The organism is Pinisolibacter sp. DMC19, assembly GCF_056313985.1.
In genome coordinates this window covers 20186-37418 of sequence record NZ_JBQUZF010000006.1, presented here as the reverse complement: position 1 = coordinate 37418, position 17233 = coordinate 20186, and the positions used below count along the sequence as shown (strand labels likewise).

General features: G+C 69.8%; 19 protein-coding genes. 7 read left to right on the top strand and 12 right to left on the bottom strand.

All coding sequences use genetic code 11. The features are described 5' to 3' along the window. Positions 1 to 100 precede the first annotated feature (100 nt). Entirely contained in the window at positions 101 to 1312 is a 1212-nt protein-coding gene (locus ACT53U_RS15180) for a penicillin-binding protein activator (RefSeq protein WP_476156442.1), read from the top strand. A gap of 34 nt (positions 1313 to 1346) precedes the next feature. Here ACT53U_RS15180 and hemW read toward each other — a convergent pair whose 3' ends face one another. The 3 genes from hemW to rph all read right to left on the bottom strand — a co-directional run bounded on the left by hemW (position 1347) and on the right by rph (position 3962). Beyond that, entirely contained in the window at positions 1347 to 2510 is a 1164-nt protein-coding gene (gene hemW, locus ACT53U_RS15175; protein WP_476156440.1) for a radical SAM family heme chaperone HemW, read from the bottom strand. A 79-nt stretch (positions 2511 to 2589) separates the two neighbouring features. Beyond that, positions 2590 to 3213 (bottom strand): RdgB/HAM1 family non-canonical purine NTP pyrophosphatase, encoded by a 624-nt coding sequence (rdgB, locus tag ACT53U_RS15170; protein ID WP_476156438.1) that lies wholly within the window; start codon positions 3211 to 3213, stop codon positions 2590 to 2592. 35 nt (positions 3214 to 3248) lie between these two features. Then, on the bottom strand, positions 3249 to 3962 hold the full coding sequence (rph, locus tag ACT53U_RS15165) for a ribonuclease PH (RefSeq protein WP_476156436.1): 714 nt from the start codon (positions 3960 to 3962) through the stop codon (positions 3249 to 3251). 153 nt (positions 3963 to 4115) lie between these two features. On the opposite strand from rph, the gene hrcA reads away from it, so the two are divergent. The 4 genes from hrcA (at position 4116) to hslU (ending at position 8377) form a co-directional block, all read left to right on the top strand. After that, positions 4116 to 5207, top strand: coding sequence for a heat-inducible transcriptional repressor HrcA (gene hrcA / locus ACT53U_RS15160; protein WP_476133883.1), 1092 nt, complete (start codon positions 4116 to 4118; stop codon positions 5205 to 5207). 242 nt (positions 5208 to 5449) lie between these two features. Continuing rightward, complete coding sequence (gene hslV / locus ACT53U_RS15155; RefSeq protein WP_476156434.1) at positions 5450 to 6004, top strand: ATP-dependent protease subunit HslV; 555 nt, start codon at positions 5450 to 5452, stop codon at positions 6002 to 6004. Between the two features lies 1 nt (position 6005). Next, entirely contained in the window at positions 6006 to 7070 is a 1065-nt protein-coding gene (locus tag ACT53U_RS15150; protein ID WP_476156432.1) for a hypothetical protein, read from the top strand. Further along, positions 7067 to 8377: an ATP-dependent protease ATPase subunit HslU gene (hslU, locus tag ACT53U_RS15145; protein WP_476156429.1), complete on the top strand. Its 1311-nt coding sequence runs from the start codon at positions 7067 to 7069 to the stop codon at positions 8375 to 8377. Before ACT53U_RS15150 ends, hslU begins: the two co-directional genes overlap by 4 nt. Before the next feature lie 52 nt (positions 8378 to 8429). Here hslU and ACT53U_RS15140 read toward each other — a convergent pair whose 3' ends face one another. From ACT53U_RS15140 to ACT53U_RS15125, 4 genes are read right to left on the bottom strand one after another with little or no spacing between them, the layout of a single operon-like run. Further along, entirely contained in the window at positions 8430 to 8801 is a 372-nt protein-coding gene (locus tag ACT53U_RS15140) for a helix-turn-helix domain-containing protein (RefSeq protein WP_476156428.1), read from the bottom strand. After that, positions 8798 to 9487 (bottom strand): Smr/MutS family protein, encoded by a 690-nt coding sequence (locus tag ACT53U_RS15135; RefSeq protein ID WP_476156426.1) that lies wholly within the window; start codon positions 9485 to 9487, stop codon positions 8798 to 8800. The genes ACT53U_RS15140 and ACT53U_RS15135 overlap by 4 nt, the downstream gene beginning before the upstream one ends. Beyond that, on the bottom strand, positions 9484 to 10599 hold the full coding sequence (mltA, locus tag ACT53U_RS15130; RefSeq protein WP_476156424.1) for a murein transglycosylase A: 1116 nt from the start codon (positions 10597 to 10599) through the stop codon (positions 9484 to 9486). Before mltA ends, ACT53U_RS15135 begins: the two co-directional genes overlap by 4 nt. A 44-nt stretch (positions 10600 to 10643) precedes the next feature. Next, positions 10644 to 11351 (bottom strand): Tim44/TimA family putative adaptor protein, encoded by a 708-nt coding sequence (locus ACT53U_RS15125; protein WP_476156422.1) that lies wholly within the window; start codon positions 11349 to 11351, stop codon positions 10644 to 10646. A 209-nt stretch (positions 11352 to 11560) separates the two neighbouring features. Here ACT53U_RS15125 and secB point away from each other — a divergent pair, with 209 nt between their 5' ends. Beyond that, complete coding sequence (gene secB / locus ACT53U_RS15120) at positions 11561 to 12028, top strand: protein-export chaperone SecB (RefSeq protein ID WP_476156420.1); 468 nt, start codon at positions 11561 to 11563, stop codon at positions 12026 to 12028. Positions 12029 to 12112: 84 nt separating this feature from the next. Here secB and dnaQ read toward each other — a convergent pair whose 3' ends face one another. Genes dnaQ through ACT53U_RS15095 form a run of 5 tightly spaced genes read right to left on the bottom strand, consistent with a single transcriptional unit; the run spans position 12113 to position 15781 of the window. After that, positions 12113 to 12844: a DNA polymerase III subunit epsilon gene (gene dnaQ / locus ACT53U_RS15115; RefSeq protein WP_476156419.1), complete on the bottom strand. Its 732-nt coding sequence runs from the start codon at positions 12842 to 12844 to the stop codon at positions 12113 to 12115. Between the two features lie 30 nt (positions 12845 to 12874). Continuing rightward, entirely contained in the window at positions 12875 to 13504 is a 630-nt protein-coding gene (gene coaE, locus ACT53U_RS15110; RefSeq protein WP_476156417.1) for a dephospho-CoA kinase, read from the bottom strand. Then, on the bottom strand, positions 13501 to 14346 hold the full coding sequence (locus tag ACT53U_RS15105; RefSeq protein WP_476156415.1) for a shikimate dehydrogenase: 846 nt from the start codon (positions 14344 to 14346) through the stop codon (positions 13501 to 13503). Before ACT53U_RS15105 ends, coaE begins: the two co-directional genes overlap by 4 nt. Continuing rightward, on the bottom strand, positions 14343 to 14942 hold the full coding sequence (locus tag ACT53U_RS15100; RefSeq protein ID WP_476156413.1) for a Maf family protein: 600 nt from the start codon (positions 14940 to 14942) through the stop codon (positions 14343 to 14345). Before ACT53U_RS15100 ends, ACT53U_RS15105 begins: the two co-directional genes overlap by 4 nt. A gap of 11 nt (positions 14943 to 14953) precedes the next feature. Further along, the gene (locus ACT53U_RS15095) at positions 14954 to 15781 is read right to left on the bottom strand and encodes a pyruvate, water dikinase regulatory protein (protein ID WP_476156411.1); all 828 of its coding nucleotides are present in this window, start codon (positions 15779 to 15781) and stop codon (positions 14954 to 14956) included. Between the two features lie 419 nt (positions 15782 to 16200). Between ACT53U_RS15095 and hemE the strand changes: the two genes are divergently transcribed. Then, positions 16201 to 17232: a uroporphyrinogen decarboxylase gene (hemE, locus tag ACT53U_RS15090; RefSeq protein WP_476156409.1), complete on the top strand. Its 1032-nt coding sequence runs from the start codon at positions 16201 to 16203 to the stop codon at positions 17230 to 17232. The last annotated feature ends 1 nt before the right edge of the window (position 17233 follow it).

Below are 17233 nucleotides of genomic sequence, written 5' to 3'. Positions count from 1 at the left end.
TGGTGACGCTTTGACTTGTGCCGCTCGCGAGGCCAAAATTCGCCGCGATCGCGTGCCATGCGTCGAGTGGCCGACATCGACCGACGAGAGGTGTTCCTCCTTGCCGCGCAATGCCCCCTTCCTCGCGACCCGCCGAGGCTTCGTCACCGCCGCCGTCGGCGGTGCTTCCGCGTTCGCGCTCACCGGCTGCGGTTCCAACCTCTCCGGTGGTACCGGCGGGGGCGGTTTCGCCGAAGCTACACCGGGCGCGGCCCTGCCCGCCAGTGGCGACATGATCGGCACCGGCTCCGTCCGCATCGGCCTGATCCTGCCGAAGTCGGCCGGCGGCCAGTCGGCGCAGATCGCCGGCCAGCTGCGCAACGCCGCCGAACTGGCGCTGAAGGACTTTCCGGGCGCCGACATCACCATCCTGATCAAGGACGACGCGGGCACCACCGAGGGCGGCAAGGCCGCCGCCTCGGAGGCGATCTCGCAGGGCGCCCAGCTGTTGATCGGCCCGCTCAACGCGGTCGCCGCGCGCGGCGCGAGCGAGCCGGCGCGGGCGGCCGGCGTGCCGATCGTCACCTTCACCACCGACACGACGGTGGCGACGCGCGGCGTCTACCTGATCGGCTTCCTGCCGTCGGCCGACGTCGAGCGCATCGTCTCCTATGCCGGCGCGCAGAACCGCAAGTCGATGGCGGCGATCGTCCCCGACGACGCCTACGGCGTGGTGGTCGAGGCGGCGTTCCGCGAACAGGCGGCGCGCTCGGGCATCCGCGTCATGGCGGTCGAGCGCTACAAGGGCGATCCGGCCGACATGCAGGTGAAGGCGGCGACCATCGCCAAGCTCGGCCAGCAGATCGATTCCGTCTTCGTCCCCGATGCCGGCTCCAACGCCGCCACCGTGATCCAGGCGATGGTCTCGGCCGGTCTCGACCGGTCGCGCGTCAAGTTCCTCGGCTCGGGCCGCTGGAACGACCCGGCGAGCCTCGCCGCCCCGGCGCTCGCCGGCGGCTGGTTCCCGGCGGTCGATCCGCAGTCGGCCGACGGTTTCCGCGCGCGCTATCAGGCCGCCTACGGCTCGCCCGGCCCGCTCGCCATCCTCGGCTACGAGGCGGTGTTCCTGGCGGCCGGTCTGGTGCGCAACGCCGGCTCGCGCCCCTTCCGCGACGACGTGCTGCTGTCGCGCAACGGCTTCCTCGGCGTGACCGGCCTCTTCCGTTTCCGTGCCGACGGCACCTCGGAGCGCGGCCTCGCGGTGATGGAGGTCGGCGGCGGCACCGCCCGCGCGATCTCGCCCGCCCCGAAGCAGTTCGCGCCGGGGACGTGAGGACGCGCCGGGCGACGCCCGGCAGCCCACGCTCTCAAGCCGCCAGATCGGCCACCACCGCGTCGAGAACCGCCGCGCCGTCCTTCGTCGCGCGGACGCGGCGGGCGTTGCCGAGGGTGATCTGTTCGACCATGCCGTGGGCCTCGAGGTCGGCGAGACGCGCCGGATCGAGCACGCGGCCGGAGATGTCCTCCCAGCGGTCGAGATCGATGCCTTCGGTCAGGCGCAGGCCCATCAGCAGATATTCGTCGCCCTGTTCCTCGCGGGTCAGCAGCTCGTCGGTGTCGAGCGCGTTGCCGTGGGCTTCCACCAGACGCAACCACTTCTCCGGGTTCTTCTCGGTCGCGGTGGCGCGGCGTTCGCCCGCCTCGACGATGCGGCCGTGGGCACCGGCGCCGACGCCGACATATTCGCCGTAGCGCCAGTAGACCAGGTTGTGCCGGCTCTCGGCGCCTGGACGGGCGTGGTTGGAGGTCTCGTAGGCCGGCATGCCCGCGGCTTCCAGCGTCTCGCGGGTCGCTTCCCAGAGATCGGCGGCGAGGTCCATGTCGGGCAGGATCAGCTTTCCGGCACGGTGGAGATCGGCGAAGCGCGTCTCCTCCTCGATGGTCAGCTGGTAGACCGAGAGATGGTCGACGGCGAGATCGAGCGCCGCCTTCAGCTCCTCGCGCCACGCCTCGACCGTCTGATCGGGCCGGGCGTAGATCATGTCGAAGGACATGCGCGGGAAATGGGCGCGGGCGAGCGCGATGGCGTCGAGCGCCTCGGCGACGTCGTGGAGGCGGCCCAGACGCTTGAGATCACGGTCGTCGAGCGCCTGGACGCCGAGCGACAGACGGTTGACGCCGGCCGTCGCGTAAGCCGCGAAATTGGCGGCATCGGCCGAGTTCGGATTGGCCTCGAGGGTGATCTCGGCGTCGGTGTCGACGCTCCACAGCCGGGCGATCGCGCCGAGCACGGTCTCGACCGTCTTCGGCTCCATCAACGACGGCGTGCCGCCGCCGAAGAACACCGAGGAGACGCGGCGACCGGGGGTGCGGGCGGCGAAATGCTCGAGTTCGCGCACCAGCGCCCGACCGTAACGCGCCTGATCGACGCCACCGAGGCGGACGTGGCTGTTGAAGTCGCAATAGGGGCACTTGGATGCGCAGAAGGGCCAGTGCACGTAGATGCCGAAGCCCTGATCGAGACCCGCCATTCCCGTCTCCTTCGGCAGCCCGTCACGAAAGCGAATCGCTCTCCGTCCTGCCGCCGCGCGATGATTGCCCGGCAGCTCGTCAGAGACAACGCGCGGCGAAGGCGGAAAAGGCGCGTGCCCGGTGCGAAAGCCCGGTCTCGCCCGGCTTCAGCCCGTGCTTCTCCTCGGCCGACATCTCGCCGAAGGTACGGCTCTCGCCCTCGGGCAGGAACATCGGGTCGTAACCGAAGCCGGCGTCGCCCCGCGGCGGCCAGACCAGCGTGCCGTGGACCTCGCCGCGCACCGTCTCGGTGTGACCGTCGGGCCAGGCGAGGCAGAGGGCTGCGACGAAATGCGCGGCGCGATCGGTGCTGCCCGACTGCGCCAGCATCTCTTCGATGTTGCGCATGGCGCGGGCGAAGTCCTTGTCCTCGCCGGCCCAGCGCGCCGAGAAGATGCCCGGCTGACCGCCGAGCGCGGCGACGCAGAGGCCACTGTCGTCGGCGAGCGCCGGCAGGCCCGAGGCGAGGGCCGCCGACAGCGCCTTCAGGGCCGCGTTGGCCTCGAAGGTCTCGCCGGTCTCCTCCGGCTCGGGCAGGTCGAGCTCGCCCGCCGACACGGCATCGATGCCGTGCGGGGCGAGCAGATCGCGGATCTCGGCGAGCTTGCCCTTGTTGTGGGTGGCGACGACGATCCGGCCGCCTTCGAGACGACGTGGGGTCATGGACGATCCTCCCTCTCCGGGCCGAGCGATCGCGCTCAGCCGATGATGGTCTTCTGCAGGGCGACGAGCTCGCCGACGCCCTTTTCGGCGAGGCCGAGCAGCGCGTCGAGCTCGGCGCGGGTGAAGGGCTTGCCCTCCGCCGTGCCCTGGATCTCGACGATGCCGCCGGCGCCGGTGATGACGAAGTTGGCGTCGGTCTCGGCGTTGGAATCCTCGGCATAGTCGAGGTCGAGCACCGGGGTGCCGCGATAGATGCCGCAGGAGATCGCCGCGATGTGGTCCTTGAGGACCTCGCCCTTGACCATGTCGCGCGCCTTCATCCAGGCGAGACAGTCGTGCAGCGCGATCCAGGCACCGGTGATCGAGGCGGTGCGGGTGCCGCCGTCGGCCTGGATGACGTCGCAGTCGACGGTGATCTGGCGCTCGCCGAGCGCCTGGAGATCGACCACGGCACGCAGGCTGCGGCCGATCAGGCGCTGGATCTCGTGGGTGCGGCCCGAGGGCTTGCCGGCATTGACCTCACGACGCATGCGGTCGTGGGTGGCGCGCGGCAGCATGCCGTATTCGGCGGTGACCCAGCCGCGGCGCTGGCCGCGCAGCCAGCCCGGCACGTTGTCCTCGAGGCTGGCGGTGCAGAGCACGTGGGTGTCGCCGAACTTCACCAGGCAGGAGCCCTCGGCGTGTTTGGCGACGCCGCGCTCGAGGCTGACGGAGCGCAGTTCGTCGGCGGCGCGTTTGGACGGGCGCATGATCTTCTTTCGTTCGTTCGTCGTTTCGTAGGTCTCCCGTATCCCGCCGGGGGGCAGAGGTAAAGGCCGATCGGGATCGCGGGACGATTGATCGGCCGCCACCGTGATGTACGATCGAGGCCACGGCCCGATCGACGGGTCGACGGATTCAGCATGGCCCAGCCGCCGTTCCTCACCCAACCGCCGATCGCCGCCGGTGCCGGCAGCCTCGCCCAGCTCGACGAGCGCTCGCGCGAGATCTTCCGACGCATCGTCGAGGGCTATCTCGACACCGGCGAACCGGTCGGCTCGCGCAACATCTCGAAACTGCTGCCGATGGCGCTGTCGCCGGCCTCGGTGCGCAACGTCATGGCCGATCTCGAACAGGCCGGCCTGATCTTCGCCCCGCACACCTCGGCCGGCCGGCTGCCGACCGAGAGCGGGCTGCGCTTCTTCGTCGATGCGATGCTCGAGATCGGCGATCTCGGCGAGGGCGAACGCCGCCGCATCGAGGCCGAGATCCGCGCCGCCGGCCGCACGCCGGAAGAGGTGCTGACCGAGGCGAGCCAGATGCTCTCCGGCCTCACGCGCGGCGCCGGTCTGGTGCTCGCCCACAAGGCCGATCTCAGACTGAAGCACATCGAATTCGTCCGGCTCGAGCCGACGCGCGGCCTCGTCGTGCTGGTCGGCGAGGACGGATCAGTCGAAAACCGCGTCGTCGAGCTGCCGCTCGGCCTGCCGCCCTCGGCGCTGGTCGAGGCGACCAACTATCTCAACCGTACCATCCGCGGCCGGACGCTCACCGAGGCGCGGGCCGAACTCGAACGCCTCCAGGGCGAACGGCAGGCGGAACTCGACGACCTGACCGCCCGCGTCGTCGAGGACGGGCTCGCCACCTGGGGCGAGGCGGCGGAGGGCCGGCCGCAGCAGCTGATCGTGCGCGGTCGCGCCAATCTGCTCGACGATCTCCGCGCCGCCGAAGACCTCGAGCGCATCCGCTCGCTCTTCGACGACCTCGAGCGCAACCGCGACCTGATCGAGCTGCTCGGCGACGCCGAGCGCGGCGAGGGCGTGCGCATCTTCATCGGCTCGGAGGCGAAGCTGCATTCGCTGTCGGGGTCGTCGCTGGTGCTGGCGCCCTATCGCGACGCCGAGGCCCGCGTCGTCGGCGTGCTCGGCGTCATCGGCCCGACGCGGCTCCACTACGGCCGCATCGTGCCGATGGTCGACTACACCGCCAAGCTGGTCAGCCGGCTGATCGGGTGAGATCGATTCGGCGCCGTTCGAATCGGATGCGAGACGATCTGGTTCATCGTTCATCCATTTGGTTTCATTGACTTTTCTCAGCATGTGAGAAACCGCGGGCGTCGATTTGGGGCGGGCATCCGAGGGCCCGCAGCCACCGCCCGCCCGAGCCGTCTCGTGCCCCCATTTGCATTGTCCGCCGGGACGCCTACATGAGACGAACCGCGACGCGATCCGCGCCCCCGAGACCCCCGGAGCCCCCCATGACCACGCCCACCGCTTCCTCCCCCGAGAGCTGGCACGGAACCACCATCGTCGCCGTCCGCAAGGGCGCCAAGGTCGTGGTCGCCGGCGACGGGCAGGTGACGCTCGGGGCGACCGTGATCAAACACACCGCCCGCAAGGTGCGCCGGATCGGCCGCGGCGACGTGATCGGCGGCTTCGCCGGCGCCACTGCCGATGCCTTCACCCTGTTCGAGCGGCTGGAGAAGAAGCTCGAGCAATATCCCGGTCAGCTGACCCGCGCCTGCGTCGAGCTCGCCAAGGACTGGCGCACCGATCGCTATCTGCGCCGGCTGGAAGCCATGATGATCGTCGCGGACGCCACCACGACGCTGGTGCTGACCGGCAACGGCGACGTGCTGGAGCCGGAAGGCGGCGTCGCCGGCATCGGCTCGGGCGGCACCTATGCTCTGGCGGCGGCGCGGGCGCTGATCGATCAGGATCTCGATGCCGAAGTGATCGCGCGCAAGGCGATGGCGATCGCCGCCGAGATCTGCGTCTACACCAACACCAACGTCGTCGTGGAGACGATCTGACATGAGCGACGGCGGCATTCGGCCCGACGATCCCGCGTTCTCCATCGGTCCGGCCGATCTCGATGCGGCGGTCGCCGCCGGCGTGATCGGGGCCGACACCGCGACGGCGCTCGCCGCCTTCGCCACGGCGCGCGGACGGGAGCTGCCCGCCGCCGACGAGGAGGCCGTGCGCTTCGTCACCTCGTTCAACGACGTCTTCGTCACCCTCGGCATCGCGCTCCTCACCGGCGCGGTCGTCGTCCTCGGCTTCCAGTTCGCGCCGATCGCGACCGGCCCGGCCGTCGCCGTGCTCGCCTGGGGTCTCGCCGAGATCTTCACCGCGCGCCGGCGCATGGCTTTCCCCAGCATCGTGCTGGTCGCCCTCTTCGTCGCGGCCTGCGGCGGCAGCGTCATGATCGCGGGCGACGCCCGCGGACCCTTCGTGGCGCTCGGCGCCGGCCTCGCCATGCTGATCGGCGGCTATGTCCACTGGCGCCGCTTCGGCGTGCCGATCTCGGTCGCTGCGGCAGCGGCCGGCGCCATCGCGATGATGGTCGGTCTCCTCGCCGGCGTGGCGCGACCGTTCCTCGATGCGCATTTCGGCGAGATCTGTCTCGTCCTCGGCCTCGGCGTCTTCGCCCTGGCGATGAAATGGGACCTCTCCGACCGCGAGAGGCGGACGCGGCGCACCGACACGGCCTTCTGGCTGCACGTGCTGGCCGCCCCGCTGATCGTCCATCCGCTCGCCGCGCTGCTCGGCGCCGGCTTCGGCACGGTCTCCGGCGCGGCGCCGGCGCTGATCCTGGCGATGTTCGCGGTGATCGCCCTCGTCGCCGTCGTCGTCGACCGCCGCGCCCTGCTCGTCTCTGCGCTCGTCTATTTCGGCGGTTCGATCCTGATGTTGATCCGCGGCGCCGGCTGGACCGGGTCGATCGACGAGGCTCTGACCGTCGGCCTCGTCGGGGCCGTGGTGCTCGGCCTCTCCGTCGCCTGGGCGCCGCTGCGCGCGGCCGTCCTCACATTCGTTCCGGCCGCGGTCCGCGCGGTCGTCCCCGCTCCCCGCGTCCCCCGAGGCCAAGCGTCATGACCAATTTCTCGCCCCGCGAGATCGTCTCCGAACTCGATCGCCACATCGTCGGCCAGAAGGACGCCAAGCGCGCCGTCGCCATCGCGCTGCGCAATCGCTGGCGCCGTCAGCAGCTCGAAGGCGCGCTGCGCGACGAGGTGCTGCCGAAGAACATCCTGATGATCGGCCCGACCGGCGTCGGCAAGACCGAGATCTCGCGTCGCCTCGCCAGGCTCGCCGATGCGCCCTTCCTCAAGGTCGAGGCGACCAAGTTCACCGAGGTCGGCTACGTCGGCCGCGACGTCGATTCGATCGTCCGCGATCTGGTCGAGATCGGCATCGGCATCGTCAAGGCGCGCAAGCGCACCGAGGTTCGCGCCAAGGCCGAGATGGCGGCGGAGGAACGCGTGCTCGACGCGCTGGTCGGCAAGTCGGCCTCTCCCGCCACCCGCGACAGTTTCCGCCGCAAGCTCAGGGCCGGCGAACTGAACGACAAGGAGATCGAGATCGAGGTGGCGGCGCCCGCCGCCATGCCGAATTTCGACCTGCCGGGCATGAGCGGCGGCGGCTCGGTCGGCGTGATGAACCTCGGCGACATCTTCGGCAAGGCCTTCGGCGGCCAGCGCAAGACGCGCAAGGTGACGGTCGCCGAGGCCCATGCGCCGTTGATCGCCGAGGAATCCGACAAGCTCGTCGATCAGGACGGCGTCGTCACCGAAGCAATCCGCGCGGTCGAGGAGAACGGCATCGTCTTCCTCGACGAGATCGACAAGATCTGCGTCCGCGAGGGGCGCGGCGGCGGCGCCGACGTTTCACGTGAAGGCGTGCAGCGCGACCTGCTGCCGCTGATCGAGGGCACGACGGTCTCGACCAAATACGGGCCGGTGAAGACCGACCACGTGCTCTTCATCGCCTCCGGCGCCTTCCACGTGGCGACGCCGGCCGACCTTCTGCCGGAACTCCAGGGCCGCCTGCCGATCCGCGTCGAGCTGAAGCCGCTGACGAAGGAAGACTTCGAGCGCATCCTGACCGAGACCGAGGCGAGCCTGATCAAGCAGTATGTGGCGCTGATGGCGACGGAGGGCGTGACGCTCGAGGTGACCCCGGAGGCGATCTCGGAGATCGCCGGCGTCGCGGTCGAGATCAACGCCACGGTCGAGAACATCGGCGCGCGGCGGCTGCAGACGGTGATGGAGCGGATCCTCGACGAGATCTCCTTCACCGCCCCGGACCGCTCCGGCGAGACCATCGTCATCGACGCCGCCCTGGTCCGCGAGAACGTCGGTGAACTGGCGAAGAACACCGATCTGAGTCGGTTCATTCTCTGAGGCGGAGATCGATTCGGAGCCGATCGATTCGGCTTCGAACCGATCGCCCGCCTCACGCCCCGTCCTTGGCCGCCGCCGCGCGCACGCGGTGGGAGAGGTCCTTCAGCGACGCCTTGGACAGACCGCGGATGCGTTGGGCGAGAAGGTTCGCCAGTTCCGTCGCCTCCGGTGCGAGGCCCGAGGTGTCGACGACGACGCGCGGGTCGGAGGCCTCGGCGAGGCGCTGGAGCTCCTCGGCCTCGTCCCAGATCACGTTGAAATAGGCGATGATGCGCTGGACCAGATACCAGGTCGGCACGCCGCGCTTGCCGTGTTCGAGCGCCGAGAGATAGGAGGCGGAGACGCCGAGGGCGCCCGCCATCTCCTTCAGCGTCACGCCGCGCTCGTCACGCAGTTGCCGGACCTTCGCTCCGAAGGGCGTCATGCCGTCCCCTCCCCGCCCCGCGGGCGCCTCAGCCGCACATAGATCGCGCCGGCGCCGCCATGCGCCAGATGCGCCTCTTCGAAACCGATCACCCAATCGCGCAGAGACGGATCCGACAGCCAGTGCGGCACGGCGCGCCGCAGGATGCCGCGGTCGTGCGGGTCGCTTCCGGGCTTCGGCTTGCCCTTGCCGGTAATGACCAGGACGATGCGTGCGCCGCGCGACCGCGCCAGCGTCAGGAAGCCGCGCAGCGCCGAATGGGCCGCCTCCTGCGTCATGCCATGGAGATCGAGCCGGTCGTCGATCGGCACGGCGCCGTTGCGCAGGCGGCGCTTGGTGCGATGGTCGATGCGTTCGAGCGACGGCGGTGCCACCACTGCGGGCGGCAGGTGCGACGACTCGGCGAAGTGTTTCACGTGAATCACCGGCAGGCGCCCGGACGGCTGGCGACGGGTCGGGCCGGTCGGGCGCAGCGTGATGCGTTCGCGCGCGGGCGTCGGTTCCGGCGCAACCGCCGGGGGCGGCGCGGCGGCAGGTATCTCGGCGGCTTCTTCCGCCGCCTCGGCGAGCGCGCGGGCGGCGGCGCGCGGGTCGAGCGGCTCGACCGTCTCGGCCACCTTGGCCCAGAGGCGGCGCTCGTCATCGCCGAGGAGACGGATGCGGCGACGGCCGCGGCTCGAGCTCACGGGCGGCCTCCGTCTCTCGGCACCAGGGCGACGAAGGCATCGGGAACGTGGCGGATGCGGCCGGCGGTTTCGGCGGCGGCGGGACCGAGGCCGAAGAAGACGTCGCCGCGGGCCGGGCCGACGATGGCCGAGCCGGTGTCCTCGGCGAGCATCAGCCGGCGGAAGGGCTCGATCGCACCGCCCTCGCCGGTCGGTAGATCGGCGGCGAGGAAGATCGGCGTGCCGAAGGTCATCAGCGTCCAGTCGACGGCGAGCGAGACGCCGGGTGTCAGCTGGACGCCGGAGGCGGCGACCGCGCCGAGGTCGTCGTCGAGACCGGTCTGCTCGGCGAAGAAGACGAAGGAGCGGTTCTCGCGCATCAGGGTGCGGCCCTCGGCCGGGTGGTCGGTCAACCAACGGCGCAGGCGCTCGAGCGTCATCTCTTCCGCCGGGATCAAGCCGCGTTCGATCGCCAGCCTGCCGATCGACGTGTAGGGGTGGCCGGCCTTGGCGGCATAGGCGAGGCGCATGACGCCGCCCTCGACGAGGCGGACGCGGACCGAGCCCTGGACGTGGACGAAGAAGGCCTCGACCGGATCGGCGAGATGGACGAGTTCGAGCCCGCGACCGGCGAGTGCACCGTCCTCGATCGCGGCACGATCGGGGTAGGTGGCAAGGGTGCCGTCCTCGGCTCGCCGCGCGAAGGCGTGGGACGCATCGAGATCGGCGGGGCGATTGCTCGCGTCGACGTCGACGAGATCGGCGGGGCGCGCGAGAAGCGGCACCGGGAAGCGCGAGTCGTCGCTGCGGCGGGTACCCTCGACCTCGGGCTCGAAATAGCCGGTGAGGAAGGGTTGCCCCGCGCGCGGCACGATCCGACGGGGAGCGAAGTGCGTTTCGAAGAAGGCGCGGGCGGCAGGCTCGTCGAGCGTTTCCGGCAGATCGAGCGTCAGCGCCGCGACGCGGGCGAGCGCGGCGCCGTCGATGCCGAGGGCGCGGGTCTTCGGCGGCTTCGCCACGCGGTGCGGCGCCGCGCGGCGGAAGGCGGCGAAGGCGGGTGCGAGCGCCACCTCGCCCCAGCCGGGGAGATCGGCGAAGGCGAGGGAAACGAGATCGGCGATCGCTTCGCTCATGTCGGTCGTTCCGCTCGCGGCATCGAGGCGACGGGTTGGGGCGATCAGGCGGCCGCGCGGGTTTCGACCAGACGCCAGTTCGGATCGGACGAGCGGATCTCGCGGGCGAAGGTCCAGACGTCGACCAGATCGGCGAGACGGGCGGCGTCGCCGTCGGCGGCGGTGCCGTCGGCGGCGGTCGTCACCGAGATCACCTTGGCGGCGAAGCGCACCGTCAGACGGGCGACGCCCTCGGCGACCTCGGCCTCGACGATCTCGGTGCGGTCGAGACCGACGAAGGTGAAGTCGACCTTCTCGCCACGCTTCTCGCGGGCGTCGATGCCGGCGGAGAAGCTGTCCATCACCTCCTTGGAGAGGAGGTTCTTCAGCGCCTTGCGATCACCGGCGGCATAGGCGGTGACGACCATCTCGTAGGCGATCTTGGCGCCCTCGACGAAGCGGACCGGATCGAAGGCGCGATCGGACGAGGCGATCATGCGCAGCGCGGCGGAGAGCGGCGTATCGGGGGTGGTGTCGGGCACGGGTTCGACGGCAGGCGCCGAGGCGAGGGGTTCGACGTCGCGGCGGACGGGATCGTTCGGCCGCGGCATCGGGATGACGTTGTCGTTGCCGGCGGTACCGTCGTCGGTGTCGTCGGGCAGTCGGAACGGCGGACGTTCCGACCCGTTCTTCTGACCCAGCACGCCGTAGAGGCGCACGAAGATCACCACCGCAATGGCGAAGAACACGATGGTATAGACATCCAGGCGCATTTCGATCCGATCCTCGGCGACTCGCCGGCAGGAGGCGCGGCGACGGTTCTTTCGACACGTTTCTCCTTATCTAGCAACTCCCAGCCCCATGTTCGAGGGGTAGAGGCGCGGAAGTCGCAGCGTCGCGACTTGTTCGCGCGTTCGCCCCATGCTAGCCAAGCCCCACCCTTTCGGCCCGGACCGGCGTCCGGCCATTCCGGAGACATGCGATGAGCGAAGAAAACGGCGCCGAGGCGCAGGCCCAGGCCCCCTCCCTGAACGTGCTCGTGCAGTACGTCAAGGATCTCTCCTTCGAGAACCCGAACGCCCCGAACTCGCTGGCGCCGCAGCCGGAGGGTCCGCAGATCGAGATCAACGTCAACGTCGGCGCCCAGCCGCTGTCGGCGACCGAGTTCGAGGTCGAGCTGAAGATCGAAGCCACCGGCAAGTCGGGCGAGAACGTGCTCTTCGCCGTCGAGCTGCTCTATGCCGGCCTCTTCCGCATCCAGAACGTGCCGGAAGACCACCTCCATCCCTTCGTGCTGATCGAGTGCCCGCGCCTGCTCTTCCCCTTCGCGCGCCAGATCCTCGCCGAGGCGACCCGCAACGGCGGCTTCCCGCCCCTGCTGCTCGACCCGATCGACTTCGTCGCGCTCTATCAGCAGAACGCGGCCCGCGCCGCCGCCAACGTCAACTGACGTCAGGCGCTCGCGACCGAAATGCACGAAGGCCCCGGAGCGATCCGGGGCCTTCTTCGTTTCGGAACCCGTGTCGGACAGATCTCACGCCTCGCCGGCGGCGGGCAGGTCGAGGTCGGCATATTCCGACCACAGCGCCTTGTCGCCCATCTTGGCGACGAAGGCGCGGTGGGCGGCGTCGGCTTCGGGTTCGAGCCGCGGGGCGAGAGGGACGGGGCGGACGCGCGGGCCGGTCCGCGACGCCCGGCTGCCGTCGGCGCGGCGGTTGCGGCCGGGCTCGTCGGTGACGAGGCCGAGGGCCGCCTGACGGCCGCCGAGCAACTCGACGTAGACCTCGGCCAGAAGCTCGCTGTCGAGCAAAGCGCCGTGTTTCTCGCGGCGGGAGTTGTCGATGCCGTAGCGCGAGCACAGCGCATCGAGCGAGTTGGGGCCGGCGGGATGGCGCCGCTTGGCCAGCGCCAGCGTGTCGACCATGCGATCGGGCCCGAGCGGCGGCAGCCCGAGGCGAGCGAATTCTGCGTTGATGAACTTGAAGTCGAACTCGGCGTTGTGGGCGACGAGGCGGGCGTCGCCGACGAAGGCGAGGAAGTCGTTCGCGATCTCGGCGAACTTCGGCTTGTCGGCGAGGAACTCGTCGGAGAGGCCGTGAACCTCGAAGGCCGAGCGCGGCATCGACCGTTCCGGGTTGATGTAGACGTGGAAGGTCTGGCCCGAGACGATGTGGTTGACCAGTTCGACGCAGCCGATCTCGACGACGCGGTCGCCGGTGCGGGGGTCGAAGCCCGTGGTTTCGGTATCGAAGACGATCTCGCGCAAGGTGGCTCTCCCGGATCGGGCGCCATGGAATCAGCTCGCCGCCGCCGCTTCAAGCCTCGAGGTCGCGATGCTGCCCGTCATCCCCCGGCAAGCGCGCAGGATGCCCTCGACCTGGGCCCGCGCCGGGTCGATGCCGCGGGCGGTGTCGACGAGGAAATGCGAGCGCCGCCGCTTCTCGTCATCGGGAAGCTGGCGGGCGAGGATCTGGTCGAACTTCTCCGGCGTCATGCCGAGGCGGGCGAGAACGCGGGCGCGCTGGGTCTCGGCCGGGGCAGTGACGGTGACGACGGCGTCGACGCGAGCCTCGCCGCCGGTCTCGAAGAGCAGCGGAATGTCGAGGACGACGACGGCGCGGCCCCTGGCCTGCTCGGCGGCGAGAAACCGCAGTTCGGCGGCGCGCACCAACGGGTGGACGATCGCCTCGAGCCGCTTCACCGCCGCGTCGTCGCCGAGAACCCGGGCGCCGAGCGCGGCGCGGTCGACGCGGCCGTCGACCGTGGTGCCGGGGAAGGCCGCCTCGATCGGCGCCACGGCCTCGTTGGCGTAGAGCGTATGGACGGTCGCATCGGCGTCGTGCACGGGGACGCCGGCGGCGCGGAAGAGATCGGCGGTCGTCGACTTGCCCATGCCGATCGAGCCGGTGAGACCGAGGACGATCATACGACCACTCCGAGATCGGCGAGGATCAGACGGCGCAGTTCCGGCGTCACCGTCGGGCGGCGGCCGAACCAGCGTTCGAAGCCGGGGACGGCCTGGTGCAGCAGCATGCCGAGACCGTCGACGATCGGCAGGCCGCGCGCCTGCGCCGCGGCGAGGAGCGGCGTCACCAGCGGCACGTAGACGATGTCGGTGACGAGCGTGCCGTCGGCGAGCGGCGCGAGGTCGATCGTCATGTCGTCCTTGCCGGTCATGCCGAGCGAGGTGGTGTTGACGAGGAGACGCGCCTCGGAAAGGAGCTTCGGCACCTCGTCCCAACCATGCGCGGAGATCTCGCCGCCCAAGCGGGCGGCGAGCGCCTCGGCGCGGGCGAGGGTGCGATTGACCAGGCGGACGCGGAAGCCGCGGTTCTTCAGGCCCCAGGCGACGGCGGAAGCCGCCCCCCCGGCGCCGAGCACGACGGCGTCGCCGGGGCGGGCGTCCCAGCCGGGGGCGCGGTCGTCGAGATTGGCGATGAAGCCGGGGGCGTCGGTGTTGGCGCCGCAGATCCGTCCACTGTCGGTCCACAGGGTGTTCACCGCGCCGGTCGCCTCCGCGACCACATCCCTTTCGGAAGCGATCCGATAGGCGATCTCCTTGTGCGGAACCGTGACATTGCCGCCGACGAAGCCGGAGGTGGGGAGATTCCGCAGGAAGTTCTCCACGTTCTCCGGGGACACGGGGATCTTCTCGTAGGAGCCTTCGAGACCCAGCGTCGCCAGCCAGTGGCCGTGGATCAGCGGCGAGCGCGACTGGGCGATCGGCCAGCCGATGACGAAGGCCTTGGGAGCGGGAGCGTCGATCATGCGGTGAGGTGTCCCGTGCGGCGCAGCTCGGCGAGGAGCGGCAGGAGCGGCAGGCCGAGGATGGTGAAGTAGTCGCCGTCGATCGCCTCGAACAGCGTGATGCCCGGACCCTCCAGCTGATAGCAGCCGACCGAGGAGAGCACGGCGTCGCCGACGGTGGCGCAGTAGCTGTCGAGGAAGGCGTCGGAGAAGGCGCGCATGGTCATGCGAGCGACCGAGACGTGACGCCAGACGACCGTCGACCCGCGGGCGAGCACCAGCGCCGAATGGAGTTCGTGGGTCCGCCCGCGCAGACGTTCGAGCTGGCGGCGGCCTTCGTCGCGGTTCTCCGGCTTGACGAAGCGTTCGCCGTCGAGGCCGAGGGTCTGGTCACAGCCGAGCACCAGATCGGTGGGGCGGCGGGCCGCGACGTCGAGCGCCTTGGCCTCGGCGAGATGCAGCGCGATGGCGCCCGGATCGGCACCGGCGGAAAGCAGCGGCGCCTCCACCGCGCGTTCGTCGACATCGGAGGGTTCGGCGGCGAAGGCGAGGCCGGCGCCGTCGAGAAGGGCGATGCGCGAGCGGCTGCGCGAGGCGAGGACGAGGGTCTCGGTCATGGGATCCGGGTTCAGCCGCGGCGATGGTCGCGCAGCAGATTGATGATGGCGGCGGCGGTCTCTTCGATCGAACGACGGGTGACGTCGATCACCGGCCAGTCGCGATCGGCGCAGAGGCGCCGCATCAGGCCGAGCTCGGCGGCGATCGACGGCCGGTCGACATAGGTCGTGTCGAAGGACTTCGACCCCATCGCCAGCACGCGGTTCTCGCGAATCTGGGCGATGCGGTCGGGGCTGGCGATCAGGCCCACGACCAGCGGCCGGGTGATGGTGAAGAGCGACGGCGGCGGCGGGATCTCCGGCACGATCGGGATGTTGGCGGTCTTGATGCCGCGGTTCGCCAGATAGATCGAGGTCGGGGTCTTCGAGGTGCGCGACACGCCGAGGATGACGACGTCGGCCTCGTCGAGGTCGTGCGGCAGCTGGCCGTCGTCGTGCGCCATGGTGAAGTTCATCGCCTCGATGCGCTTGAAATAATCGGCATCGAGCGAGTGCTGGGCACCGACGCGCGCGCTCTCGGTCACGTTGAGGAACGAGCGGAAGATGTCGAGCACCGGGCTCAGCACCGAGACGCAGGGCAGGCCCTGATCGCGGCAGAAACGCTCGAGCCGGGCGGAGAGCTCCGGGTTCACCAGCGTGTAGAGCACGATGCCGGGAAACTGCTCGATCTCGACCAGCGCCTTGTCGAGGTGGCGGTCGACGCGGATCAGCGGATGGATGTGCTCGATCGGCTCGATCGCCTCGTACTGAGCGGCGGCGGCGCGCGCGACGGTGATCAGCGTCTCGCCGGTTGAATCCGAAATCAGATGCAGATGAAAGAACTTGGAGGATGTGTTCACGCAACTGTCCCCAGGCGGCGGGCAACGGTGGAGAAATCGGCGTCGGCGACCCGGCGCGGGTCACTCTCTCCCCTTCGTGCAATTCGATCAACAGGGACGAACGGCGAGAGCCGAACGGGGGTGTCTGATCGTCGCGGTGGACGAAAGGTCGGTCGGGCGCGGATCGTCGACTCCTCGTCCACAGGCACGATCTTCGAGCGATCTCGTCAACCTTTTGTAAAGACAGATTAACGAAAGGTTAACGAGGCGGTCGGTCGGAATCGCCCTTTCGAGACGGCGGCGCGTCGTCCGAACGGTTGGTTTCACGTGAGTCATTGTGGATCGGGCGAGATCCCGGTAATCCACCGTCAAAGAGTCACAACAATCTTCATTCGAAGAATGATTTGAAGAGTGACGGTGTGGATGGAGAGGACCCCGACATGGGCGATCGGAAGGTGATGGCGGTGCTCTCCGGCGAGAGCGTGTTTCCCCCGCCGATCTGGGTCATGCGGCAGGCGGGTCGCTATCTGCCGGAGTATCGGGCGACGCGGGCGGAAGCCGGTGGCTTCCTCGATCTCTGCTACACCCCGAAACTCGCGACCGAGGTGACGCTCCAGCCGATCCGGCGTTACGGCTTCGACGCGGCGATCCTGTTCTCCGACATCCTGGTCATTCCCGATGCGCTCGGTCGCAAGGTGGCTTTCCAAGAAGGCGAGGGGCCGGTCCTCGAACCTCTCGACTTCTCCCGCGTGGGCGATCTCGATCCCTCGACGATCCACGATCGTCTGGGACCGGTCTACGAAGCGGTCGAGATGATCCGGGCGGCCCTGCCGTCCGAGACCACCTTCCTCGGCTTCTGCGGGGCTCCCTGGACCGTGGCGACCTATATGGTCGCCGGCCGAGGTACGGCGGATCAGGGTCCGGCGCGCAAGGCGGCGCTGTGCGATCCCGTCGCCTTCGGCACGCTGATCGACGTGCTGGTCGAGGCCTCGATCGCCTATCTCGCCCGGCAGATCTCCTGCGGCGCCGACGCCGTGCAGATCTTCGACACCTGGGCCGGCATCCTCGACGAGTACGAGTTCGCCCGTTGGGTGATCGCGCCGACGGCTCGGATCGTCGCCGGCGTTAGGGCGATCCATCCGGGCGCCAAGATCATCGGCTTCCCGAAGGGTTCCCAGGCGCTGCTCGCGCGCTATGTCGTGGAGACTGGCGTCGACGCGGTGGGGATCGACTGGACCATGCCGCATGCCTTTGCCCGCGAGCACATCCAGTCGAAGGTCGCGGTGCAGGGCAATCTCGATCCGATGCGGGTCGTGGTCGGCGGCGAAGCGCTCGACGAAGGCGTCGACCGGGTGCTCGAAGGGCTCGGCCAGGGACGCCTGATCTTCAATCTCGGCCACGGCATCACGCCGGATGCCGATCCGGCCAACATGACGCGGCTCGTCGAACGGGTCCGTGCGGCCAAGCGGTGAG